This is a genomic window from Deinococcus misasensis DSM 22328, from assembly GCF_000745915.1.
In the GTDB taxonomy this organism is placed as follows: domain Bacteria; phylum Deinococcota; class Deinococci; order Deinococcales; family Deinococcaceae; genus Deinococcus_C; species Deinococcus_C misasensis.
The window spans coordinates 104,595-125,709 of sequence record NZ_JQKG01000010.1; the positions used below are offsets into that span (position 1 = coordinate 104,595).

Annotated in this window: 17 protein-coding genes; 13 read left to right on the top strand and 4 right to left on the bottom strand. The window is 55.0% G+C overall.

The features are described from left to right. Positions 1-46 precede the first annotated feature (46 nt). Positions 47-1,216, top strand: a complete 1,170-nt coding sequence (locus Q371_RS08315; RefSeq protein WP_034338772.1) for a hypothetical protein — start codon at positions 47-49, stop codon at positions 1,214-1,216. Positions 1,217-1,418: 202 nt separating this feature from the next. Then, on the top strand, positions 1,419-2,807 hold the full coding sequence (locus Q371_RS08320; protein WP_084571328.1) for an alpha/beta hydrolase: 1,389 nt from the start codon (positions 1,419-1,421) through the stop codon (positions 2,805-2,807). A gap of 87 nt (positions 2,808-2,894) precedes the next feature. Here Q371_RS08320 and Q371_RS08325 read toward each other — a convergent pair whose 3' ends face one another. Both Q371_RS08325 and Q371_RS08330 read right to left on the bottom strand, forming a co-directional pair. Then, positions 2,895-4,469: a solute symporter family protein gene (locus tag Q371_RS08325; protein ID WP_034338775.1), complete on the bottom strand. Its 1,575-nt coding sequence runs from the start codon at positions 4,467-4,469 to the stop codon at positions 2,895-2,897. After that, positions 4,466-4,771 carry a DUF485 domain-containing protein gene (locus tag Q371_RS08330; RefSeq protein ID WP_051963755.1) on the bottom strand — a complete coding sequence of 102 codons (306 nt, stop codon included), beginning with the start codon at positions 4,769-4,771 and terminating at the stop codon, positions 4,466-4,468. Before Q371_RS08330 ends, Q371_RS08325 begins: the two co-directional genes overlap by 4 nt. 402 nt (positions 4,772-5,173) lie before the next feature. Between Q371_RS08330 and acs the strand changes: the two genes are divergently transcribed. The 7 genes from acs to Q371_RS08365 all read left to right on the top strand — a co-directional run bounded on the left by acs (position 5,174) and on the right by Q371_RS08365 (position 13,380). Then, on the top strand, positions 5,174-7,114 hold the full coding sequence (acs, locus tag Q371_RS08335) for an acetate--CoA ligase (RefSeq protein ID WP_034338777.1): 1,941 nt from the start codon (positions 5,174-5,176) through the stop codon (positions 7,112-7,114). Positions 7,115-7,174: 60 nt separating this feature from the next. Further along, positions 7,175-8,131 (top strand): nuclease-related domain-containing protein, encoded by a 957-nt coding sequence (locus Q371_RS08340; RefSeq protein ID WP_034338780.1) that lies wholly within the window; start codon positions 7,175-7,177, stop codon positions 8,129-8,131. Positions 8,132-8,200: 69 nt separating this feature from the next. Beyond that, complete coding sequence (locus tag Q371_RS08345) at positions 8,201-8,599, top strand: nuclear transport factor 2 family protein (RefSeq protein ID WP_034338989.1); 399 nt, start codon at positions 8,201-8,203, stop codon at positions 8,597-8,599. Further along, entirely contained in the window at positions 8,586-9,392 is an 807-nt protein-coding gene (locus Q371_RS08350) for a DUF3108 domain-containing protein (RefSeq protein WP_084571329.1), read from the top strand. Before Q371_RS08345 ends, Q371_RS08350 begins: the two co-directional genes overlap by 14 nt. Next, positions 9,389-10,705: a histidinol dehydrogenase gene (hisD, locus tag Q371_RS08355; RefSeq protein WP_034338783.1), complete on the top strand. Its 1,317-nt coding sequence runs from the start codon at positions 9,389-9,391 to the stop codon at positions 10,703-10,705. The genes Q371_RS08350 and hisD overlap by 4 nt, the downstream gene beginning before the upstream one ends. Positions 10,706-11,064: 359 nt before the next feature. Next, complete coding sequence (locus tag Q371_RS08360) at positions 11,065-12,642, top strand: tetratricopeptide repeat-containing diguanylate cyclase (RefSeq protein ID WP_034338786.1); 1,578 nt, start codon at positions 11,065-11,067, stop codon at positions 12,640-12,642. 135 nt (positions 12,643-12,777) lie between these two features. After that, positions 12,778-13,380 carry a DoxX family protein gene (locus Q371_RS08365; RefSeq protein WP_034338789.1) on the top strand — a complete coding sequence of 201 codons (603 nt, stop codon included), beginning with the start codon at positions 12,778-12,780 and terminating at the stop codon, positions 13,378-13,380. A gap of 74 nt (positions 13,381-13,454) precedes the next feature. Here Q371_RS08365 and Q371_RS08370 read toward each other — a convergent pair whose 3' ends face one another. Continuing rightward, complete coding sequence (locus Q371_RS08370; protein WP_084571331.1) at positions 13,455-14,717, bottom strand: glycosyltransferase; 1,263 nt, start codon at positions 14,715-14,717, stop codon at positions 13,455-13,457. 76 nt (positions 14,718-14,793) lie between these two features. After that, positions 14,794-15,315, bottom strand: coding sequence for a metal-binding protein (locus tag Q371_RS08375; protein WP_034338791.1), 522 nt, complete (start codon positions 15,313-15,315; stop codon positions 14,794-14,796). A 93-nt stretch (positions 15,316-15,408) separates the two neighbouring features. On the opposite strand from Q371_RS08375, the gene Q371_RS08380 reads away from it, so the two are divergent. From Q371_RS08380 to Q371_RS08395, 4 genes are all read left to right on the top strand, one after another. After that, positions 15,409-17,040 (top strand): S8 family peptidase, encoded by a 1,632-nt coding sequence (locus tag Q371_RS08380; protein ID WP_034338794.1) that lies wholly within the window; start codon positions 15,409-15,411, stop codon positions 17,038-17,040. 68 nt (positions 17,041-17,108) lie between these two features. Further along, complete coding sequence (locus Q371_RS08385; protein ID WP_034338797.1) at positions 17,109-18,242, top strand: LCP family protein; 1,134 nt, start codon at positions 17,109-17,111, stop codon at positions 18,240-18,242. Positions 18,243-18,436: 194 nt separating this feature from the next. Next, positions 18,437-19,438: a M48 family metallopeptidase gene (locus Q371_RS08390; protein WP_169743809.1), complete on the top strand. Its 1,002-nt coding sequence runs from the start codon at positions 18,437-18,439 to the stop codon at positions 19,436-19,438. 37 nt (positions 19,439-19,475) lie between these two features. Continuing rightward, a complete protein-coding gene (locus Q371_RS08395; protein ID WP_034338802.1) occupies positions 19,476-21,071 on the top strand; it encodes an alpha-amylase family glycosyl hydrolase in 1,596 nt (531 codons plus the stop codon). The last annotated feature ends 44 nt before the right edge of the window (positions 21,072-21,115 follow it).

The window sequence follows — 21,115 nt, forward strand, 5'->3', positions numbered from 1 at the left end:
CTCGGCTGCCTCAAGTTAAAATCACATCTACAAGGAGGCCCCACCCATGTCCACCTTTTCCAGAGTCCTTTTTCTGCCTGTTTTCCTGATTTCCAGTGCTTTTGCCAGTTCATTTCCTTCCCTCAACATGAAGCCGCAGAACGATGCCATCCAGTTGGATTTGATGGTGGCCCAAGACGGTCAGCCCTGGGTGGCCTGGATCGAACACAACAAAGCCACGGGCATCGATGACCTGTGGGTGAAGCGGTTTGACGGTCAAGGGTGGGTGCAGGTGGGGGAGCGCATCAACACCGAACCTCAAAAATCCGCCCAGACCCCCATGCTGCGCAGTGGACCCTCTGGAGACATCTGGATTGGCTGGACCGAACAGCGTGGAGATGGTGACATCTTCGAGGTGAAACACTGGAATGGCACGGTGTGGGAATACAACCTCGACCAGAGGCAGGGCATTGACCTGACCAACGCTGCCCGGTCCCGTTCTCTGGCGGTGGAACCCGACGGAAGCCCGACCATCACCTGGAGCGAGATCATCAAAACCGGCATCAAACTGGAAGTCAAACACTGGAACGGTGACCTCTGGGAAATCACCGATTCGCTGGGTCTGTCTCCTCGAAAAATGGCGTCTGAATCGACCCTGCTCATTTCTCCCAACGGAAAACGGACGGTGGTCTGGACCGAAGGCAATGGGGCAGTCAGCAACCTGTGGGTGAAAGTCAAACAGCCAGAGGGGCAAAGCTGGCAGATTCTGGGAAATGTTCCCCTCAACATCCGGCAAAACGTGTACATCACCCCGCCCAGCATGGCTCTGGATGGGTCTGGGCGTCCGGTGGTTGCTTGGCCAGAGGAGGTCCAAGACGGCCTTCCCAACATTTTTGTGAAGCGCTGGGATGGGCAGAAGTGGCTGGCTCTGGGAGGATCTTTGAATGTGGATCCTGCCAGGTGGGCCCAGAAACCTGCGGTGACCGTGGACCAGAGGGGCCGCATCTGGGTGTCATGGGCCGAAGAAGGGGAAAAGCAGCGAACCCTGCACCTCAAAGTCTGGGATGGGAAAAAATGGAGGACTCTGGACCAGAGGTTGGGCCTGAACCGTCAACACGATGCCCACAGCCCTGTTTTGAAAACAGCACCTGATGGAAAAGTGTATCTGGCATGGATTGAAGGCCCTGAAAGCCAGCATCAGGTGCATGTGCAGGATTTGCCGACGGTGGGATTGTGAGGTTCCCGCTCTGGAAAGAAGGGTTGTGTGCATGTGGTTTGAGGCGTCCGAACACAGGGCCCTTGACCCTCACATGGTGTCAAAGTTTAAAGTGAAACCACAAAAACATTGAAACCTGCAAACATGCAAGTGAAGGGTGCTTCAATGCCAAAACAGCCGTGCCCTCTGGAACTGGTGTTTGGAGGTTTGAAGAGGGGTTTTCATGATGTATTGGCAACCTGACCCAAAAGTTTCCATTTTGGCCACACAAGAACCTTTTTCTGCTGAAGAGGTGCAAACCCGTTTGATTCACCATCAGGGGTTTGTGTCCAATGTGCTGGGTCACGGCAGGGACGTGTGGGTTTACCTTCCGCGCAGTTATGCAGCAAGCCAGCAGCGTTATCCAGTGCTGTACATGCAAGACGGTCAACATGCTTTTTTTGCAGATGAATACGGAGAATCCTGGGATGCCCACCTGATGGCCGATCTGTTGTCCGGGCGGGGTTGGATGAGGGAAATCATCATTGTGGCCATTGGGGTGGACCGGGACCAGAGGTTGCAGGAATATTTCATGCCACATCCCAACATCGAAGGCGTGTTTGGGGCAGGGGCCATCGGGCACCTTTATGAAACTTTTCTGGTGCATGAGCTGAAACCCTTCATTGACCGGACTTACCGCACCCTGCCTGATGCACGAAACACGGCGTTGCTCGGGGCTTCTGCTGGAGGGGTGTGCTGTTACAATCTGGCGTTTCGCAGACCCGAGGTGTTTGGAAACGCTGCGGTGATGTCCCCTTGCTTTGTGCGCGTGTGTACAGAGACTTTGCAGGAAATCCCTTTGCAAGACATTCTGCCGTACAAAGTGCCCATCCGACTGTATCTGGATGTGGGTGCAGCCGAAGGTTTGCTGATTTACCCCGAGCATGTGCGCGAAGTGGCCCTGACCGCCCTGAAAGCGGGATTTGTGCAGGGAGAAGACCTCTGGTATTACGAGGATCCCAGAGGAGGCCATTTTCAACAGCACTGGGCTGCCCGGTTGCACAATGCTTTGTTGTTCTTTTTTGGGCAGAAGGGCACGTTCAAGGGGGCGATGCTGTTTGGTCCTGCGCAGATCAGACAAGGCCAGACGGTCCACCTCAATGCGGTGGTCTACGATGACCGGAAGTGTGCTTACACCGATCTGAACGGCAGGTTTTCTGCTTCACGAACCGTGCAGGTGTTTCCAGATGGTCGGGTTCAGGCTGTGCAGGAGGGCATAGGATACGTTTCTTACCAGCAGGAAGAACATTACGAACTCATCCACAAAGTTCGTGTGTTGTCGGATCTGCCAGAGGCTGTACCTGTGCATTTTGATGTGCAGGTGCCTGAAAAGCAGTGCCCCAGAGACCAGATCTGGGCCGGGGTTCCTTTGCCTCACCTGAACGACAACCGGTTTGGAGGAACGGTCATGTTGCCCCTCCACCGTCAGTTTTCTTTCAGGATTGCTGCGGGATGGACCATCAAAGAGGTGGCTCTGGAAGGCCGTCCTTTGCCGGTTCGCCAGTTTCAGGTGCGTGAAGGCTTGAAATTGCAGTATCAGGTGCTGGGATGGTCCGGCCATGCAGGGGTCTGACCTCTGGATGTGAAATCAAAACCAGAGAGGAATCCCCTCTCTGGTTGGCTTTGGATTGGATCTTTGGATTGTCGTTGGGGCGTTGCTTTACTCTGCCCCCACGCCGGTGTAGGCCCGGAAGGTCATTTCATCGAAGCGCTCCTCGTCTTCTTTGCGTCTGCGCCCCAGAGCGGTTCCCACAGCAGCCAGAATGAACCCCGCAGGAATGGACACGATGCCGGGGTTTTCCAGAGGGAAGATCGCATTGGCCTGAATCAGGTGGCGGCCTTTGGTGACGGTGGGTGCATCGATTTTCATGATGTTGGGGCTTCCCAGAATCAGGATCAGGGTGGTCAGGGTACCGCCGACAATTCCCCAGATGGCTCCGTTGGCGTTGAACCTTTTCCAGAACAGAGCGTAGATGATCACAGGCAGGTTGGCGCTTGCCGCCAGAGCAAAGGCCAGAGCCACCAGAAAGGCCACATTCTGGTCTTTGGCCAGCAGCCCCAGAACGATGGCGAAGATGCCAATGGACACGGTGGCAAGCTGGGCCACACGCACCTGTTCGGATTCGGTGGCTTTGCCTTTGCGCATCACGCTGTTGTAGATGTCGTGGGCCACTGCGGTGCTGGCCGTGATGGTCAGACCTGCGACCACGGCCAGAATGGTGGCAAACGCGGCTGCACTGACAAAGGCCAGGAAGGCTTCGCCGCCAAAGGTTCCGGCCCCTCCGCCAAGAAACTGGGCCAGCAGGGGAGCGGCCATGTTGCCGGCTTTGTTGGCGGCTTCAATGGCTTCTTTGCCCAGCAGCACGCTGGCCCCGTTGCCCATCATCATGGTCAGGATGTAGAAGACCCCGATCAGGACCATCGCCCAGATGATGCTCATGCGGGCATCTCTGGCGGTGGGAACGGTGTAAAAACGCACCAGAATGTGGGGGAGTCCAGCGGTGCCCAGCACCAGAGCCAGCCCCAGTGAAATCAGGTCAATGGGATTCTTGTATTTCAGCCCCGCATTCAGGAACTCTGCCCCGTTTTTGGCTTCTGCTGCCCCGAGCAGGTCTGAGAGGTTGAACCCGAATTTCATGGCCACCAGAAAGGCAATGATGGCAGAGGCGATCATGAGCAGCACGGCTTTGACGATCTGCACCCAGGTGGTGGCAATCATGCCTCCGAACACCACGTACACGATCATCATGGTGCCCACCAGAGGAATGGCCACCTCGGGTTTGATGGTGCCCCCTGACAGCAAACTGATCAGAGAACCTGCCCCCACCACCTGCGCGATCATGTAAAAAATCGAGATGGTGAAGGTGGAGATGGCGGCTGCGGTGCGGACCCTTGAATCCCCGAGGCGGTAAGCCAGCACATCGGCGATGGTGTACTTGCCGACGTTTCGCAGGGGTTCAGCCACCACGTAAAGCACGGTCAGGTAGGCGACAAAAAAGCCCACCGAGTAAAGGAAACCGTCAAAGCCGTTTAAGGCAATCAGTCCAGCGATGCCCAGAAAAGAGGCTGCGGACAGGTAATCCCCTGCAATGGCCACCCCGTTCTGGCCTGCGGTGATTGAGCGTCCTCCCACATAAAAATCAGAGGCGGTTTTGGTTTTGCGTGACGCCCAGTAGGTGATGCCAAGGGTCAGCAACACAAAAAGCAGAAACAGGGTGACGGTGACCGGGCTCATTTGCCCAGCTCCTTGCGGATTTCGGCAATTTCCTGATCAAAGCGGGCGGCCCGTTTGACATAAATCCCGGCCACCACCCAGCCCATCACAAACTGCACGAAAGCAAACAGGTAAGCCACATTCAGGTTTCCCAGCACTTTGGTGGCCATCAGGGGCTTTGCATATCCCCCGAGGATCGGGAGCAGCAGATAGAAGGCCAGAAAAAACACCGTCATGCGGATCATGAAAGCGTTCTTTTCTTTCACGAGGCGCTGAAATCTGGGCATCTCAGTGGTCTGGGCTTTCAGGGGAATTTGTGTCATGGGTGCTCCCTCCTCTGGCAGAGCTTTCTTCTGTCAGGGAAAACAAATTTTTGGACCTTGGCTTAGGTTCAGGGTAGGACTTGTGTCCGGGCACACAAAGTGGTTTACCAGCAAAGAAAGGTAAACCGTTTTGTAAGCGTTTGCAGAATTCTGCGGTGTGATCGATATATTAGATCTGAAAGAGGGTTTGGTTACTTGCGGCGTAACAGCATCTCTGAACTCGGTATAAGAATTAATGCGAGTATATCGGAAAAATCCGAGTGTTCAGATCAAGTAAGGGTGTCACTGTTACTGAGCCAGTTGTAGCAAAAAGTTGGCGATTTGGCGCAAAACGAAAGCTTTACAAAACCCAAAACACGGCTAAGATAAGGCAACGCACAACCAGCAAGCCAGGAGGAGCACATGAGCGACAAGGCTATTGAAAACGTCCTGCATGAAAACCGCACTTTCGAGCCGCAAGCGGCTTACCAGCAGTACACCAACACCTCTCTGGAGGAGTACCAGCAGAAGTACCGCCAGAGCATCGAAGATCCAGAAGCTTTCTGGAACGAAGTGGCTCAGAACCTGCACTGGTTTGACCCCTACCAGCAGGTGCTGAACTGGCAAGAACCTTTTGCAGAGTGGTTTGTTGGAGGCACCACCAACCTGGCTTACAACGCTCTGGAGCGCAACCTTTCTGACAAAGCGGACAAAAAAGCCATCATCTGGGAAGGTGAAGACGGCGAAGTTCGCACCTACACCTACGCAGACCTCACCCGTGAAGTCAAACGCTTCGCCAATGTGCTGCTGGACCTCGGGGTGCAAACCGGAGACCGGGTCACCCTCTACCTCCCCATGATCCCAGAGGCCGCTTTTGCCATGCTGGCCTGTGCCCGCATCGGTGCAGTGCACAGTGTGGTGTTCGGAGGTTTCTCCAGTGGAGCACTCGCAGACCGCATCAACGATGCCGGATCCAAAGTGTTGATCACCGCAGACGGTGGATACCGCCGTGGAAGTGCCGTTCCCCTCAAGCGCAATGCCGACGATGCCGTCCAGAACACCCCCTCACTGGAAAAAGTGCTGGTGGTCAAGCGCACCGGTCAGGACGTGCAGATGCAAGAAGGCCGCGATGTGTGGCTCCATGATGCCCTGCAAAACGTTTCTGATGAAAACGAAGCGGTGGCTCTGGATGCCCAGCATCCCCACTTCATCCTGTACACCTCTGGCTCCACCGGAAAGCCCAAAGGGGTGCTGCACGCTCTGGGCGGATACATGGTCAACACCTACCTGACCACCAAAACCGTCTTTGACCTGCATGAAGACGACATCTACTGGTGCACCGCCGATGTGGGCTGGATCACCGGGCACTCTTACATCGTGTATGGACCTTTGCTGGCCGGAGCCACTGTCCTGATGTACGAAGGGGCACCCAACCAGCCTGACTGGGGCCGCTTCTGGAAGATCATTCAGGACCACAAAGTCACCATCCTGTACACTGCCCCCACCGCCATTCGCAGCTTCATGCGTGCAGGCAGCGAATTCCCCAACAGTTACGACCTCTCCAGCCTGCGTTTGCTCGGGTCGGTGGGCGAACCCATCAACCCCGAGGCGTGGATCTGGTACTACACCGTGATTGGCAAAGAAAAGTGCCCGGTGATTGACACCTGGTGGCAAACCGAAACCGGATCCATCATGATCACCACCCTGCCCGGAGCCCACACCATGAAACCCGGCAGTGCTGGAGTGCCCATGTACGGGGTGGATGTGGCCATCGTGGACGCAGACGGTCAGGAACTCGGGGCAGACGAGGGGGGCTTTCTGGTCATCCGCAAGCCGTGGCCCAGCATGCTGCGCACCGTCTATGGAGACGACAACCGCTACAAAACCCAGTACTGGGGTGAAATTCCCCACGTCTACTTTGCCGGAGACGGTGCCCGTCGGGACAAAGACGGCTACTTCACCATCGTGGGCCGCATTGACGATGTGCTGAACGTGTCTGGACACCGCCTCGGCACCATGGAAGTGGAATCCGCTCTGGTGTCTCACCCTGCTGTTGCAGAAGCTGCTGTGGTGGGCCGTCCGGACCCCATCAAAGGGGAAGGCATTGTGGCTTTCGTGACCCTGCAAACCGGAGCAGAAGCAACGGAGCAGGAACTCAAAGCCCACGTGGCCAAAGAAATCGGGGCCATTGCCCGTCCAGACATGATCCGCTTTGCCGAAGCCCTGCCCAAAACCCGCTCAGGCAAAATCATGCGCCGTTTGTTGCGCCAGATCGCCTCGGGTCAGGAAATCAAGGGGGACACCAGCACGCTGGAAGATGTCTCGGTGATCGAGAAGCTCCAGCAATCGGTTCAGCAGTCTTAAGATCAGGGAAATCCCTTATCCCCAGAGCCGTTTTGGCTCTGGGGTTTTACCATTGATGCCATGATCCTCAAAGACGCCGCTTCTTTTTCTCCAAGGGACAAATTTGAAATGGCAGGACAAAAGGCAGAATCCCAGATGGCCTTTTACCTGCGAAGGGCTTTTGCAGAAGATCCACAGGTCCATGTCATCAACAGCTTGCGTCTGGAACATAAAGGTGAAGTGGTACAGATGGACCATCTGGTGATGCATCCTTGGGGTTGGATTTTGATCGAATCCAAGAGTGTCACCACCGAAGTGGACATCAACGAACACGGTGAATGGTCCCGCAAATGGAATGGACACTGGCAGGGGATGCCCTCGCCCACCCGACAGGTCCAGAGGCAGCTGGAGCTGTTCAATGCCCTGATGGACACGGTGATCCCTCAGGTGCTGGTGCGCCGTTTTGCGGTTTTTGGAGACTTCAAATCCAGAGAATTCCAGCAGCACACCTTTGTGGCCATCAGCGATCATGGCCGGATCACAGGCAGCCTGCGTGAACAGGGTGTTTTGAAAGCCGATCAGGTGGTGGATGCTGTGCGTGAAGCCATCAAACAGGCCCGCAAAGCGTCCAGAGCCCTGCTGTCTCTCCGCACCTACGTTGAATTCCCAACAGATCGTCTGAAAGATTTGGCAGAGCACTTGATTGGTTTGCACCAACCCCTGCGGTCTGCTGATCCTGTCAAACTTGTGGCCCCAAAAGCCCCTGAAAAACCTCCAAAAGGCTTGGAGGTTCCAGTTGTTCCAGAAGTGCAATTCAAACGGTACTGTCGCCACTGTCAGGGAAAGCATCTGGAAATGCTCTGGGGAAAATACGGTTATTACTTTCGCTGTCTGGACTGTCAGCAAAACACCGCCATTGGGGTGCTGTTCCCAGAATTCAAAGAAGGGTACAGGGTTCGAAAGCAGGGCAAGAACTTTTTTCTGGAGCATGAAGGCAAAAACACCAGTGAGCTTTTGCATGTGAATCCAGAAACTTGATCCCTATTTGCTGCTGCCAGAGTCACGTGCCCCAAGTTTCTGCATCCTCCAATGTGGTACAACCTTTTCATGCAGGACGTACTCGCCTTCCTGAGAACCCATCTTGAGAGCATCTACAGCAAAGATTGGGCCACCTACCAGTCCACCACCAGTCCAGAGCTCACCCTGTACGAGCATTTTGTGACCCCTCACCGTCAGGAGGGGCTGGACTTTCACAAATTCATGATCGAAAACAGTTGGGCCACGCAGGGGGCCAAAAGCCACATCAGCATCCTTGAGCCGAAAGTGCAACTTCTGGCTGAGGGGCAGGTGGCTGTGTGCAGTTACACCTTGATGATCTCGGTGGTGAAAGGAGATGTTATACACCATCGCAGCATCAATGAGAGCCGGGTGTTAGAACTGAAAGAGGGGAAATGGTGGGTGGTGCACGTCCACAAGAGCCCGGCTGGAGGGCATGATGCAGGCTGAAGAATTGCAATACCAGCTCCTGGTGGGCAACAAGTCCATCGGAGAGCAGCGTTTGAAAATTGAGGCGGAACGCAATTACTGGATCATCAAGGCCCAGACGTCCTACTCGCACCACATGCTGGGCAGTGGCCGCCGTGAACAGGTGAGCCGCGTCCGGCCCAAAAGCCGCACCAGTGCCTACTATTTCGAGGGTTCTGACTCGGGTGGGCGCAGGGGCAGCACCTTTGAGACCATTTTTGACCGCAAAACCGGACTGGTGACGGTCCGGCAGGGCAAAGATGAAGCCTCCATCCCCATGACGCAGGACTATCAGGACCCCCTCAGCCTGATCCAGATGCTGCGCGAACTCCCCGACGATGTGCAGGCCATCACCGTGCCGATGGTGGGGGCCAGTGTGCACATCCAGAGGCTTCCCGACCAGCAGATCACCACGCCCGAGGGAGAGAAGATGACTCGGGTGTACTACCTGCGTCCCGGTCTCAGCAAGGTGTACATCGAGATGGAGGCCCCTTACCGGCCCCTCAAAATGACCCAGCCCATCGATGGTGGAAGCATGGACATGGTGCTGGTGCGTTCCCCTGAGCGCCGCCGTCCAGAGCGCAATGAGCGTCAGAACCAACCCCAGAGGGAGCGGGACACCTCCAGAGAACGCGAGCCCAGAGAGGCCCGTGAAGGTCAACAAGGTCAGCGGGAAGCGTCCAGAGAGGTGCGGGACACCCGAAACCCGCGCAGTGAACTGGTGATTTCCAAGTCGCAGAACAACATGCGCAAACCCAGGAGCAGACGGAAATGAAGATTCTCACCTACCAGCAGGCAAAAACCGCACTGAAACGCAATTTTGGCGAAGAGAGCATCCCCGAGGCCATGCTTGAGCGCATCGAGAAGACCTTTGGTGAGAAACTCACCCCTGAGCAGGTCGTGGACCGCATCTTGCAGGATGTCAAAGCCCGTGGCGATGAAGCCCTCAAAGAATGGACCCGCAAACTGGACCGGGTGCATGTGGAGCACCTGCTGGTGTCTGAACAGGAACTGCAGGAGGCCACCATTGAGCCTGCCCTGCACGAAGCCCTTCTGCACAGCATCGAACGGGTGAAGGCTTTCCACCAGAACCAGCCCACCAGTGGCTGGATCAACCACACCGAACAGGGTGCCCTCGGGCAGATGGTGCGTCCCCTGTCCAAGGTGGGCGTATATGTTCCCGGTGGCAGCGCACCCCTGATCAGCACCCTGATCATGACCGCTGTGATCGCCAAAGTGGCCGGGGTTCCCGAGATCATGGTGGTGACCCCCCCGGACAAGTTTGGCAAGGTGAACCCGGCCATTCTGGTGGCTGCCCGTGAAATCGGGGTCAGCAAAGTCTTCAAGGTGGGTGGGGCTCAGGCGATTGGGGCTCTGGCTTACGGCACCGATACCATCCCTCAGGTGGACAAAATTGCCGGGCCGGGCAACACATTTGTGGTGCTGGCCAAACGCAAGGTTTTCGGTCAGGTCGGCATCGAGTCTTTGCCCGGTCCCACCGAAACACTGGTCATTGCAGATGAATCCGCCAATGCCCGCTTTGTGGTGGCAGACCTGCTGGCACAGGCCGAGCACATTGGCGCAGAACCCGTGCTGGTGACCCCCAGTGAAAAGCTGCTTTACGCTGTGCAAGAGATCATCGAAGAACAGATTGCCGCTTTGCCTGAACCCAACCAGAGCTGGGCCAGAGAGAGCGTCAAAGAGCGCATGAAAATCGTCATCGTGGAAGACCTTGCCCAGGCCTTCGAACTGAACAACATTTATGCTCCAGAGCACCTGTGCTTGCTCATTGAGAACCCCTGGGACCACCTTGGTTTGATCGAATCTGCAGGTGGGGTCTTTGTTGGAGAGGACAGCATGGAAGCTCTAGGCGATTACATTGCGGGTCCCAGTCACGTGATGCCCACGGGAGGCACAGCCCGTTTTTCCAGCCCTCTGAATGTGCGTGATTTTCAGAAGATCATCAGTGTGGTGGGCGTGAACCGCAAAACCTTGCAGACCACAGGTCCCCATGCCGCTTTGATTGCCCGTGCAGAAGGGCTGGAAGCCCACGCCAGAGCCATTGAAGTGCGCTTGCAAGAAGAATAAAGGCACAGACTGCACAGGGGCCTCAACCTGCGGGTTGAGGCTTCTCCTTTTGATGTTTTTGCAATGCATCAGACATGCTCCATTCAATGACAGGTGGATTTCACAAATCATGTGTTGATGGACAGATCAAAGCTGGATCTTTAAACAAAAATTACAAGTGAGTGACAATTTAAAGCAAATCACCTGAGGTTACAAAAAAAATACAAAGAAAACCATTTGCTATACGACTTCCAGAGGCAGGTGTGCTTTTTCGTAAAATGATGTAAAGTTTAATAAACAAACCATCGCGGTTCATGTGATTCAGAAGTGCAGTCCTGTGCTGCACTGGTGCCCTTTTCCATTCCCTGACAGGAGCTTCAATGAAGACCCCCTTGCCCATTCCACAAGCAGAAAAACTGTGCCAGAGTCAGCCAGCAGAAGTGCTTGTGCTGTTGCAATCTTGCCGCCAAAATTTGCAAGGGGATGCTCTGGCACAGGCTTTGTTCTGGATGGGAGAGGCACATTACAAGCTGTCGAATTACGCTGCAGCTTTCGGGTGTTTCCATGAAGCCTTGCAAATCACCATCCAAGATCCCACCATTGCCGCAGAACTGCACTGGCATCTGGCCATCTTGCACAACGAAATGGGTGCATTCGAAGAATCCCTGCACCAGTTGCACTTTGTGCTTTCGATGGGAAATCCAGACCAGAAACTGAGGGCCAAATACAAGATCAGTTCAGCGTACCTTGGTTTGCAACAGCCCCTCAAAGCTTTGGAGGTGTTGCAGGAGGTCTGGTCCGAGCGGTTGGTCTTTGCAGATGCAGGTTGGTTCAGCAAAACCCTCTCACAGATGGCATACACCCACTTTCAGATTGGCCTGTTGCCCCAGCAAGATCAGCACAAATCCCAACAAGAGGCTTTGCAGTTGCTCACCGATGCAGAGCATTGCTTGCAAGCGTTTCCTTATCCCGGCGTCGAGGGCCTCATTCAGTTGTACCGCGGACAAATTCATGCTGCTGCCGGAGATTGGGAGCAAGCAGAACAGTGCTGTCAGCATACCCTCGGCATTGCCAACTTGATGCACTACACCTGGCTCAGGCTGGAAGGTCTGTTGGCTCTGGCCTCCTTGCACCGCAGCCGCCATCAACATGAAGCGGCAGTGGAGCTTTTGCAGGAAAGCCTGCAGTCGGCACGCTCAGCAGGATTGCTGGACAAGGTCGCCAGAGCTTACGAAATGCTCTCTGACAGCCTTGAACAGGTGGGGCGCTACAGCGAATCTCTGGAAGCCCTGAAAACCGCCCATGCGCTTCACAGGCAGTTTGCACAGCAGAGGGCCGATTGGTTGGCAAAGTCCATTCAGGCCCGCAGCCAGTTGGAACAGGCATTGCAGGAAACCGAAAGCCTCCGTCAGCGTTCAAAGCAACTGGAAGACCAGACCCGAGAACTCCATGACATGCTGCAAAGAGATGCCCTGACTGGGGTGCTCAACCGCAGGGGCATGCTTTCAGAAATGCAGGAACGCCAGCAAGCAGGGCAGCCTTTTGTGCTGGTCATGCTGGATGTGGACCACTTCAAGCAGGTCAACGACCAGCATGGTCATCCTGTTGGAGATGCGGTTCTGGTGGCTCTGGGCGGGATTCTGGGCGGTTCCATCCGCGAACAGGACAGGGTTGCCCGCTATGGTGGAGAAGAATTCATGGTGCTTCTGGACCAAATGCAGCCAGAGGAGGCCTTCTGGGCCTGTGAAAGGCTCCGGTTGGCTGTTGCTGCTTTTGATTGGGACAGGCTGGATGCAGGGCTGCACATCACGGCGAGTTTTGGATTTGTTTCCTCACAAGTCACAACAAGCTGCGCGGGGTTGATCCAGCAGGCCGATCAATTTTTGTACGACGCAAAACGTGCAGGACGCAATTGCTGTAAACCCGAACTGGGCTTTTCAGACCTGTCGGCCATGTGAACCTCAGGGTGTTTTGAGCGATTTTCAGTCAAGTGTTCTCAGAATTTTTCTGAAGGTGGCTGTCCCAAAAGCCTCGGGACATTTTTCACGAATTAAAGATTTAACATGAAACCATCAAGAAAGAAGGTGTGGGTTATGAAAAATACCAACGACCTCGGTACACAAATTCCTGAGCCCTCCATCACCCGTTTCCTTTTCGCAGACACCCGACTGGCTCCCCTGTGGGCTCTCCTCAGAATCTGGCTGGGTTACGAATGGCTTCATGCTGGATGGGGCAAAATCACCAACCCTGCAGGTGTGTGGGTCGGAGACAAAGCAGGTGCAGCCATCACCGGTTTCCTGAATGGCGCACTGACCAAAACCCAGGGGGATCACCCAGATGTGCAGGGTTGGTACGCTTCTTTCATCCAGACCGTGGCCCTTCCCAACGCTGAACTGTTCTCCTACATGGTGGCCTATGGTGAAGTGCTGGTCGGAATTGCGCTGATCCTCGGGATTTTCACAGGCATTGCTGCATTCTTCGGTGGAGTGATGAACGCCAACTTCCTGTTCGCTGGAACCGTCTCGGCCAATCCCCTGATGCTGGTGGTTGCTTTCGTGATCGTGCTCGGTTGGCGCGTGGCTGGACAGTGGGGTCTCGACCGCATCGCCCTGCCCATGGTGGGTGTTCCCGGAGCTCCCGGAAAACTCTTCAAAACCAGCAGCGCTGCACAAAAACCATCGGCACCCACAGCATAAAAAGCTCCCTTCTTGTTCCAAAACCAGAGAAACCGCCCTACGGGGCGGTTCCTTTTTGATCCCATGCTCTGGAATCAGCGGGTGTCCAGAGAAATCTTGGGCGGATCGTATTTGCGGGTCAGGGCCAATTCGTAACACATCAGGATGCGTTTGGCCATGGTTTCCAGAGAACCTTCGGCATCGACCCAGCGGGTCAATTCATCGGCAAAGGTGGGCTTGCCTGCAGAAAGCACATCTTCCACACGGGCACGGAATTCTTCAGGGTGCTCCGGGTCCACCAGATAACCGGTTTTGCCATGCTCGATGGTGGTGGTGACCCCTCCACCTGCCCTTGCGACCACGGGGAGACCGCAAGCTTGGGCTTCCAGAGCCACCATGCCCTGCGTTTCAGTGACCGAAGCGAACACAAACACATCGGCATGCTGGTAGTAATCGGCGACCTTCTCTGGCTTCACATAACCGGTGAACACCACCTGAGAACGGATGCCCAGATGGCTTGTCTGTGCCTCCAGAGCATGACGCTCTGGACCATCTCCCACCACAATCAAACGGCTGTTGGGTCGGCTCTTGATCAGTGGGGCCAGATGCTCCAGCAAGAAATCCACGCTTTTTTCTTTGCCCAGTCGGCTGATGGTCAAGAGGCGTTCCCCTCTGGGCAGCTCAGGGAAAGGGTCCTGTCTGGGAACCCGCAGTCGTGCAATTGGGATGCCGTTGGGCACCACCGCAATTGGGCTTTTCACCCCGGCCTCCAGCAACTCGTTTTTGATCACCGAGGTGGGGGTGATCAGGTAGTGGCAACGGTTGGCAAACCACACATCAAAACGTTCAGCAATCAGTGCAGTGCTTGCATCAATGCGTTTTTTGATGGTTCTGGAGCGCAGTTCGTTCATGTACCAGTGGTCTTCTCCGGCCAGACGGTTGAGAACCGGGTACCACGGGTAATAATGCAAATAATCCTGCATGCGGGTGTGGTAGGTGTGCAGCAAAGCGGTTTCCCACGTGCGGGCCAGCACCAGACCCAACACCGGCAAAGGACCGTTCCCGTGGGTGTGGATCACATCAAAACGTTTGGCCTGCATCAAACGCAATTTGCGTGGAGAAGGCAACAAAGCCATCCGGTGCTCTGGAATGGGCCGATAGGTTGCAGACCGGATGCGAATCACATCCACTTCTTCCTGTTGCTCGGGGTGTTTGGGGGCCACAATGGTGACCTGGTGACCCTGTTCACGCAAAGTTTCTGCAAGCCCGCGGACAGAGGAAACAACCCCATTGATGGAAGGCGTATACGTATCGGTAAAAAGTCCAACACTGAGTTTATTCTTCAGGTAGCGGGTCATTCAGCCTCCCAGAACCTTTTTTGGTGGGATTTGGTGTTCTGTTCATTTTTGAAAGCAGGCACACGTTCACCCAAGCTTACCGTTTTTTCTTTTTGAATGTGCGGCCCAGAGCCCGCATGTCCGGGCTGATGCCGTCTGCAATCAGGTGCAACCACTGGCTGAGGTAATACCCGAGAATGTACGGTTGCCAGAATTCCAGTGTCTTGGGCACGTTCTCAAAAGTGATCTTGGACTTCATCTCTGGCATGAGCAGAACCACCAGATAATACAGGGCGGCCAGCAAAAGGGTCAGGTAACCCAGACGGGTCAGGGGCCCCACAATCCAGGTGTGGCTGAGTCCCCTGTGTGAGAACATCTTCCCGTAAGGCACCCAGATGAAGCCCAGAGGCCCCCAAGCCTTTTTGCTGTTCACATTTTGCTCAGCGAGGTCCAGATCCGGGCTCATCATGAATGTCCCAATGAAAAAAGAACCTGTGAAAGCCAGAATCTCGGGCCAGGAAGGGGAGACCAGCCCCTGTTGTCGGGCGTATGCGGTGCTTCCAGCAATCACCAGAAAAGCACCCGTGTTGATGAGGTTATGAACGTTACCGCTCGGCACGAATAGACCATAGCATGAGATGATGAAAGGTCCAAAGGTTCCTTAATGTGGCTTTCACGCCACTCTGCAGGGTTCACTCCCAAAATAAGAACCATGAAAACCAAAATTCTGAGCCTTGTATTGATCAGTGTAGGTTTGATGTCTTGTGGAGCTGTCACCATTGAGTTTGGTCAGGATGCTGACCTCAAAGGAACCGTGAAACTTCCCGGAGGCATCACCTCCCAATCCGTTCTGGATGTTCAGCAGATGGCCTTGCCCTCAGATGCCAGAGCTGTATCTGGTGAGTATGTGGTCAAACTTTCCTCTGCCGAGGCCCGTTCCAGCATCCGCCAGCAGGGGGTGTTGATTCGTCCCATGCGTCATGCCGATGGAACCGACCAGTGGGGGGTGGTGAAAGCAGCTTCCCTGCAGGCCGCCCGTCAATTGCCCGGAGTGGTTTATGCGCAACCCAATTACATCTACACGGCTTTGCGTGTTCCCAATGATCCTCTGGCCCAACCCACTGCCGCAGGAGACAGCACCAAACAGTGGTACCTGGGCCCCATTGGTGCTTACAAAGCGTGGGAAAGGGTTGCTGAGTTTGACAATCAGGTCAAAGTGGCAGTCATTGACGATGGATACCGTGCCCACGACGACATGCCCTCCAACTTTTTTGACCTCGGCAATGCTGGGTGCAACACCTCCACCGGACAGAACTGTCTGGATGTGGTGGATTACGACAACGATCCCAAATATGAGCCCATCAATGCAGGAGAAGCTTCTCACGGCATGGCGGTGGCAGGTGTGATTGGTGCCATGACCGACAACGGATTGGGCATGGCGGGTCTGGGATACAACAAGATCACCGTGGTGCCCATCAAAATCACCACCACAGATAAAGACAACGATGTGACCACCAGCGAGGGCATTTCCAATGCTTTCAACACCGCCATCACCAAAAAATCCAAAGTCATCAATTTCAGCTTCTGCCTGACAGGTGCCGATCCCCAGGTGGACCCCTGTGCTTATGGAATTGATCCTGCTGTGGAAGCCACGTTGCTGGCTGCCCAGACCCAGAACATCACCGTGGTGGTGGCCGCAGGGAACTCTGGCAAAGGACAGGTGGCCTATCCTGCTTCCAGCCCCAATGTGATTTCTGTGGGTGCCACCGACAAGGACAACCGCCGCGCTTTTTTCTCCAACTACGGCTCTGGACTTGATCTTGTGGCTCCCGGACAGGAAATCCGTACCCTGAACATCACCAATCCGGGTCCCACCAATGAATACGGGGTTGAAAATGGAACCAGTTTCAGTGCACCCATTGTGGCAGGTGCTGCCGCATTGCTGTACAGCCGTCATCCTTCACTGACCGATGAACGGGTCCGTCAGCTGTTGATTGAGCAGGGCGATGTGCCTGCGGATTCCAGCATCAACAATGCCCGTTTCCTGAGAATCGACAAAGCCCTGGCTGCAGACCCCTTCAAGTACGTGGGCAAAGTGACCTTGCAGCGCAACGGTCAAGAGGTCAAGGAAACCGCCTGGATTGATTTTGCAGCCAAGGCAGGTTCATTTTCCTACGAACTGAAAGATGTGCCCACCGGAACCTACACCTTCATTGCTGAAGTGGCTCAAAAAGGCGATCTGACCGACATCCTGTACAGTTGCTCTGCCAGCCTGACCCTTTCTTCCACCACCACGGTCAGTGCAGATGTCAGCACCCCCCTGAACAACGAATCCTGTTTCTGAAAACAGCAGGCAAGTCAACCCCGGGCTTTTCACGCCCGGGGTTGCTTTTTTGTCTATAGTGATGGTGCATGCGTTTCTTGATGGTCTTGCTCTCTTTGCTTCTTGCCGGTCTGGCAGCTTACCTTTCCCCTCTGGCCCCTGCACTGTCCAGATTTGCAGCCCTCCCACGCCCTTCTGAAGCCCCGAGGGCTCTGGTTCTGGCCGGTGTGACCCCCGAGTATGTGGGTTACCACCAGAAAGGCCCAGAGAAGTTTGAGGGCCTCACCGACACCATTCTGGTGCTGTACTTCATGCCCAGAGAGAAAATGTTGCGTGTGGTCAGTGTTCCCAGAGACACCCTTGTGGAGGTGCCCGGTTGGGGGGGCTCCAAGGTCAACAGTGCCAATGTGCGGGGCGGGACCGACATGATGCAACAGGTGATTGGGGGTCTGATTGGGGTGCCCATCGATGGGGTGGTGCTGGTCAGTCTGGGGGGCGTCAAGGATGTCACCAACGCTCTGGGCGGAGTCACCCTCAATGTGGAACAGGAAATGCAGTATCAGGACACGGCTGCCGGTCTCAACATCGACCTGAAACCGGGCATGCAGCACTTGGACGGCGAAGAAGCGGAAGGTTTTCTGCGCTTTCGCCATGACCGTCTGGGAGACATTGGCCGGGTGCAACGCCAGCAGCAGTTCTTGCAGGCGTTCATGGAAGCCCTCAGGTCACCCTCTGGGCTTTACAACCTGCCACAGGTGTTTGCCGCAGGCTACCGGAACACCCGCATCGACCTGAACCGCGAAACTGCCGCTTACTGGTACGGAATTTTGCTCAGCAGACCCACCATGGAATTGGTGATGCTGCCCGGCAGATTTGCCAATTACGGAGCCAGTTTCTGGGACCCGGATGAAGAAGGCATCGAAGACATCTTCAGCGCCAGAGGCCCGGTCAGTCCTCTGGAAGCCCGCATCGTGGTCATGAATGTGGGTGCGCCTTCCGGGGCTGCCCGTCGCCTGAAAGACAAGCTGGAAGGCATGGGTTATTTGCATGTGGAGGTCAGTGATTTGCGGGATGGAAACCCCAACGAAAGCGTGGTCATTTCTGAAAGTGCCATTGCCCAGAAAATCACGCAAGACATTGGCAGTCTGAAAATGGTTCTGGACCAGACGGGTGTGCAAGGCAAAGACGCCACCATCAAACTTGGGAGCAACTGGACCGAATAGGCTTTTTTGCTTTGGTCAAACAAGCGAATTGCTTTTTCATGGGTTTGTCTTCAGCATGGGAAGGTATGCTTTCTGGTTCTGTCACTCAACAATGGATTCGGCGTTTTCATCAAAAACAAGGCGAAAAGGTTTTTCAAGAGGCGTTAAAGCAGGTGCAAGGTCAAGCAAAGCGCAACCTATGGATTTGGTTCTGGGTGATTTTTGCTTTTGCTTTGTGTGCACTTTCTTTGATCTGGGCTGTGGTGGTCTGGACCCAACCCGGACATGGTTTTTTTGAGGTGTTTGTTGCTTCATGTTGTGCAGGGATGGTGCTCTGGGTGCTTTATCAAATGCGCCAGAGGCAACAGGTCACCCTGCCCAGAGAGAAAGCCCCTGAACTGTACCGTCTGCTGGATGAATTGCGACAAACCCTGAACCACACCGATCCCATTGAAGTGGTGCTCATCCCTGACTTCAACGCCTATTACACCCGCACTGTGGGTGGGAAAGCCGTCCTGGGATTGGGTGCACCTCTGCTGGTTGTCATGTCTCCTCAGGAATGGGTGGCCGTAATGGCCCATGAAATCGCCCACGGGGTCAATCATGATCCTTTGCGTTCAAGCCGCATGGTTTTTCCATTGACTTATTTCTGGACGTGGTATGAATCCTTGACCCCTGATGGCTTGATGCTGTCTCAAGGAGGAGAGAGCATCCTCACCCAGATCAGCAATTACCTTCTCTGGACCCTCTCCCAGATTCCCAGAGGCATCCTGTACCTGATGTATTTCACCCTGATGCAGGACAGTCAGGTCGCTGAATACCGTGCAGATGCTCTGGCAGCAAAAGTCTCAGGGCACCAACACCTGCAGCATGCCCTGAGGAAACTGTATCTCTCTGGGGTGTTTGCGGCCAGTGTCCACAAGCAGACCCGTCATCCAGAGCGTCCCTCCTTGTATCAGGAGTTTCAGCATCAACTTCAAAACCTGAAACCAGAGACCTTGCAGGAACTGGAAAAGCAGGCCCGTCAAGAAAGCCATGCTTACGCTTCCCATCCACCCACCCATGAACGCCAGCGTTTTCTGGACTTGTGCCCTACTGAGCCCAGTTTTGTGCTTTCAGAGGACAGGGCAGGTCACATCTGGCAGGAATTGCAACCCCTGCTGGTTCGGTTGCAAAAAGACACTCTGGATGAATACCGGTACCATCTGGACGGCTGAAGGTGTGTTCGGGGTGGGCTTCAGGTAGGATAAGCTTATGCAAGAGAACCTGTTGTGGTGGCAATCCGGCATCATTTACCAGATTTACCCCCGTTCATTCAAAGACTCCAACAAAGACGGCATTGGTGACCTGAGGGGCATCATCGAGAAACTCGATTATATCGAGAGCCTCGGCATCAAAGCCATCTGGCTTTCGCCCATTTTCCCCAGTCCCATGGCCGATTTCGGCTACGATGTTGCCGATTACTGCGACATCCACCCAATGTTTGGCACACTGGCAGACTTTGATGAACTCACCGAAAAAGCCCACGCCAGAGGTTTGAAAATCATGCTGGATCTGGTGCCCAACCACACCAGCGACCAGCACCCGTGGTTTCTGGAATCCCGTTCCAGCAAAGACAACCCCAAACGGGACTGGTACATCTGGAAAGACCCCAAAGCGGATGGAAGCGCACCCAACAACTGGACCAGTTTCTTTGGCCCCAGTGCGTGGACCTTCGATGAAACCACCGGGCAGTACTACCTGCACCAGTTCCTCAGCAGTCAACCCGAACTGAACTGGACCAACCCTGAGGTCCGTGAAGCCATGTACGAAAGCATGCGTTTCTGGTTGAGGCGTGGCGTGGACGGTTTCCGTGTGGATGTGATCTGGCTTCTGGGCAAACACCCCGAGTACCTCGATGAGCCGGAAAACCCGCTCTGGCAGGAAGGCCAGCAAAACCACTGGCGTTTGATTCACGTGTACACCCAGGATCAGCCTGAAACCCACGGTTACGTCAAAGACATGCGCAAAGTCCTCGATGAATTCGACGAGCGCATGATGGTCGGAGAAATCTACCTGCCTTTCGACAATCTGGTGGCCTACTACGGCGAAAACAACGACGCTGTGCACCTGCCCTTCAATTTCAGCCTGATCCTCAGCACATGGGACGCCGAGGCCATTCGTGATCTGGCAGACGAGTACGACCAGAAGGTGGGCAAGGGCTGGCCCAACTGGGTGCTGGGCAACCACGACCAGAGCCGCATCGCCACCCGCAGAGGCCCACAGTATGCCCGCATGGCCCAGATGCTGCTGCTCACCCTGCGTGGCACCCCCACCTGCTACTACGGCGATGAAATCGGCATGGAAGACGTGGACATCCCCTTCGAAAAAATGCAGGACCCCTCTGGCCTGCAACAACCCGGCGTCAAAGGGGCCAGCCGTGACCCCGAGCGCACCCCCATGCAATGGGACTCCAGTGATTTTGCAGGTTTCAGTGAAGTGGAACCGTGGCTGCCTGTGGCGCCCAACTTCACTGAAGTCAATGTGGCCAAACAGGAACAGGACCAGAACAGCTTCCTGAATTATTTCCGTGGACTGGTGAAACTGCGCCAGAGCACCCCTGCCCTTTTTGCAGGCCAGTATGAAAGTGTGGACTCGGGACACCCGGATGTCTTTGCCTTCAAACGCTTCACCGATGACCAGAGCGTGCTGGTGGTCCTCAACTTCTCTGAGGAAGGTCAGAGCGTGGACCTCTCAGAAGTGAACATGGTGGGGCAGGTCCTGTACAGCACCCGTGGCGAGGCAGGGGAGAGGCTTCTCCTCGAAACCTTGATCCTCGGGCCTTGCGAAGGCATGATTCTGAAGATTTAACCACCCCCTGACTCTCGCTTCGCATCGAATCTGTCCCCCTTCAG